Annotated in this window: 3 protein-coding genes; all 3 read left to right on the plus strand. The window is 32.8% G+C overall.

Annotated features, from left to right (window positions below; all coding sequences use genetic code 11):
- Positions 1-578 precede the first annotated feature (578 nt).
- Genes ACEWK1_RS27360 through ACEWK1_RS27370 form a run of 3 tightly spaced genes read left to right on the plus strand, consistent with a single transcriptional unit; the run spans position 579 to position 3,675 of the window.
- On the plus strand, positions 579-2,252 hold the full coding sequence (locus tag ACEWK1_RS27360) for a DUF6044 family protein (RefSeq protein ID WP_247339211.1): 1,674 nt from the start codon (positions 579-581) through the stop codon (positions 2,250-2,252).
- Between the two features lie 21 nt (positions 2,253-2,273).
- On the plus strand, positions 2,274-3,284 hold the full coding sequence (locus ACEWK1_RS27365) for a glycosyltransferase family 2 protein (protein ID WP_247339219.1): 1,011 nt from the start codon (positions 2,274-2,276) through the stop codon (positions 3,282-3,284).
- Positions 3,256-3,675 (plus strand): GtrA family protein, encoded by a 420-nt coding sequence (locus ACEWK1_RS27370; RefSeq protein ID WP_247339221.1) that lies wholly within the window; start codon positions 3,256-3,258, stop codon positions 3,673-3,675. The genes ACEWK1_RS27365 and ACEWK1_RS27370 overlap by 29 nt, the downstream gene beginning before the upstream one ends.
- Positions 3,676-3,993 lie beyond the last annotated feature (318 nt).

Consider the following 3,993-nt stretch of genomic DNA (forward strand, 5'->3'; position numbering starts at 1 on the left):
AGGATCTGAACGAACAAGCTGACGCGGAGATTCGCCGCTTATCGCAAGCCGATAGTCCGAACACGGAAGTTAAGCTCCTGCGCCGATGGTAGTTGGGGGTTTCCCCCTGTGAGAGTAGGACGTTGCCAAGTAAGAAGAGAAAAAGATCAGTAGAGATACTGGTCTTTTTTTGTTTTATTAAAAGGTAGTTAAACCGAAGGTTTGAATATAAGAATTAGAGACAAAGTAAACCTACTATCCTGAGGCTTAGGTGAAACAAGAAGAACAAGCTGACGTGGAGATATTCTCACTTTCTCAACCACTTTTATCGTTCATTCCCCTTATGAACGACACAACACGCTCTGTTCCAACTACTTTTAATGTTTATTCCCCCTGTAAGAGTTTGGGCATCGTTAAGTAAGATGTTTAAAAATAGTGTAATGGACTTTAAATATCAACAAATTTCTCCAAATATCGGGTAGTGACAGGCACCACAAAACAAATTCCCCCACCCCAAACATTTTTAGTATTTTTATCCTGTTTTAGTAAATCTTAATAAGTACAAATGTAGAAATGCTATTTAGTCAGAGGTGTAAATTTTGTTTTTAGATAGGATTAATAGTGAGAGTAGATTACTTATATTTGCCTTTTTCATCATATGTTTGTACCTTTCTCCTCTCTTTCTTTTAGGTGAGAATGCACATATAAGGGTGCATGATAATCTTGACTCCAATTTAGCATGGTATAAGGTGTTGAGTGAGAGTGGGCAAATGCTTGGTTCAAGCGAAGCGAAGATTCCTCAGGTTATAAATGGATTACCCAGAAATGCATATGGAACAGAATTTAGTCTTATTGTTTGGCTCTATGCTATTTTCCCAACTATGGTTGCTTATGCTTTAAGTCAAACCATAACAAGGGTTTTTGCCTTTATAGGAATGTACTTATTATTAAAGGATCATTTTCTGAAGCGCAAAGAATATACCCTTATTAATGTTGGAGTGGCATTAGCATTTGCATTAACACCATTCTGGCCCTCAGGGATGCTTAGTACACTAGGTATGCCTTTAGCTTTATGGGCATTTTTACATATAAGAAATGGGAAAAGGACTTGGAAGCAGTTTCTGGTATTAACTTTACTGCCTCTATATTCAAGTATTGTATTAGGGTTTTTCTTTTTTTTATTTGGAATGGGTGTGTTTTGGTTAGTTGATTTTATAAGAGGAAAACGCAATTATTATTTTCTGTTAGCTCTTATATATATGACTGGTATGTTTTTGGTTGTTGAGTATAGATTGGTTTATTCATTTTTGTTTGATGATGAGCCTAATAGTAGAGATGAATATTTTCATGCGAGGCTATCGCTATGGAGGGTCATTCGCTTAACCTTTAAGAACTTTGTGCTAGGTCACACACACGTAATGACAGTTCATGGGATCTTTATCCTGACAGTAACTATTATTTCGTTATATATAGTCATAACTAAAAAGTTATGGAAAGAAGAAAGGGTGTTTCTCTTTCTCTTTATACTTAATTTTGCATTATCTACTTGGTATGCCTTTTGGTTTTATAAGGGCTGGCTGCCACTAACAAAGAGATTTCATGTTATGGATACTTTCAATTTTGCTAGATTTCACTTTTTGAGGCCTCTAGTTATATATGTTGGCTTTGCTCTAGGGCTAAAAATCATTTGGAATTACAGAAAGAGCTGGAAACCCTATGCTTTTTTCTTCATTATTGCACAAATTGTTTTACTCCTAGGATTTAATGATGAGGTTATCTATCATAAGAAGCCCTCTGTGAAAGAGTTTTATTCAGAGTCACTTTTTAAAGAAATTAAATCTTATATAGGATTACCTCAAAATAGCTATAGAATTGCTAGTATTGGCATTCATCCGGCAATTCCGCAATATAACGGTTTTTATACACTGGATACATATAATAACTTTTATCCCTTGAGCTATAAGTATGAATTCAGAGAAATTATTGAAAAGGAACTCGAGAAAAACAAAACAATAAGAACATATTTTGATGAGTGGGGTGGACGATGCTATATCTTCACCGATGAACTTGGTAAGCATTATATGTTTAAGAAGAATTCTAAAAAAACGTTAAAAAATCTCGAATTAAATATGGAAGCATTCAAAGATTTAGGAGGTTCATTTATTTTTTCAGCTGTTCCGATAGAAAACGCAAGTGAGAATAATCTAGTACTAGAGAAGACATTTCAAAGTGAATCTTCAGTTTGGAAAATCTATTTATATAAAGCAATGTAAAACTTGGGAGGTACTAAACAGATGGAACCGATACTTACAATAGTCGTACCCTGCTATAACGAAGAAGAGGTGTTGCCTGAAACTTTAACTGTACTGATTGATAAATTAGATGAGCTTATAGAAGGCAGGCTAATATCAAACCAGAGTAATATATTACTTGTAGATGATGGGAGCAAAGATCAAACTTGGTCGATTATCTATAAAGAAAGCTTACAAAATAAAAAAGTACATGGTATAAAACTAGCAAGAAATGTTGGACACCAGAGTGCGTTATTAGCAGGACTAATCACTGCAAAAGATTCGTCAGATTGTGTTGTATCTATCGATGCAGACTTACAAGATGACGTAGATGTTATAAATGATTTTATCCTAAAGTATAATGAAGGCTTTGATATTGTATATGGTGTAAGAGATAAACGAGATACTGATCAATTATTTAAGAAAACAACTGCAGAGGCATTCTACAAGGTAATGCAAAAACTAGGTGTAAATTTAATCTATAATCACGCTGATTATCGCTTAATGAGTAAAAGAGCTGTTGAGGAGTTAGAAAAATTTGAAGAAGTAAATTTATTTTTAAGGGGAATAGTTCCTTTAATAGGGTTTCCATCTACATCTGTTTATTATGATCGAAAAGAAAGATTTGCTGGTGATACAAAATATCCTTTAAAGAAAATGATTTCCTTTGCTTTTGAAGGGATTACCTCTTTTTCAGTAACACCAATAAGGTTTGTTTTACTTCTAGGAATGCTCTCCTTTTTTACTAGTTTGTTATTTGGATCATATTTTGTAACTTTAAAGTTTATAGGAGAAACAGAAACAGGGTGGACATCATTAATTACATCTATTTGGCTAATTGGAGGATTACAGTTAATAGCCATTGGATTAATTGGCGAGTACATTGGGAAGATTTATAAAGAGTCAAAAAGGCGACCAAGATATAGTATTGATATAAATACTTTAGGTTTAACAAAACAACTTATTAAAAGGAATATTGAAACTGATGCTTCAGACCATAAAGAATTACTATAATAAGTCAAACACAATTATACGATTTATTGGAGTGGGGATCATAAATACGATCATTGGGATCTCTTCGATTTTCCTTCTATTAAATGTATTTGGTTTCTCCTATTGGATATCAACTTTTATAGGAAATGGTATAGGAGCTATAATTAGCTATATTCTTAATAGGAATTTTACGTTTAATAGCAATGTTAGTAATAAAAAAGGAATCGTTCTATTCTTATTTGTCATAGTAGTAAGCTATTATGTCTCTTACAATATAGGATACAGTTTGATAAATAAGAATGTTCTAAGTACCAATTTATATGGAGAAGAGCTTTCGATATTGTTAGCTGCATTTATCTATACAGTATTGAATTATTTAGGACAGAGATACTTAACATTTAAACAAATATGAAACTATTACCAGTTGATAGTTATGAATAATATTGGTATGATATAAATCCAGTCACGAAATACCAAGTGATTGGGTAATCCTAATTATTATCTTCTGAAAAAACATCTTAAAAAAGTTTGACATAACATTTTATACGTGTTAGGATAATAATCCAGTCGTTGAGATATATGACTTGGACAAGATATGATCTTTGAAAACTAAACAAAACCAAGCGTGCAAATGTTAATTTCGATTAACAAAAAACGTACTATATAGTACAAACTTTTATGAGCTATATCAACTCTTTATTGGAGAGTTTGATCCTGGCTCAGGACGAAC

The organism is Metabacillus sp. YM-086 (assembly GCF_048059995.1).
Classification (GTDB): Bacteria; Bacillota; Bacilli; order Bacillales; family Bacillaceae; genus Metabacillus; species Metabacillus litoralis_B.

Bases quoted from the DNA above. Each gene is read 5' to 3' on its own strand.
- ACEWK1_RS27365 (WP_247339219.1), top strand. From the start codon at position 2,274: ATGGAACCGATACTTACAATAGTCGTACCCTGCTATAACGAAGAAGAG.
- ACEWK1_RS27370 (WP_247339221.1), top strand. From the start codon at position 3,256: ATGCTTCAGACCATAAAGAATTACTATAATAAGTCAAACACAATTATA.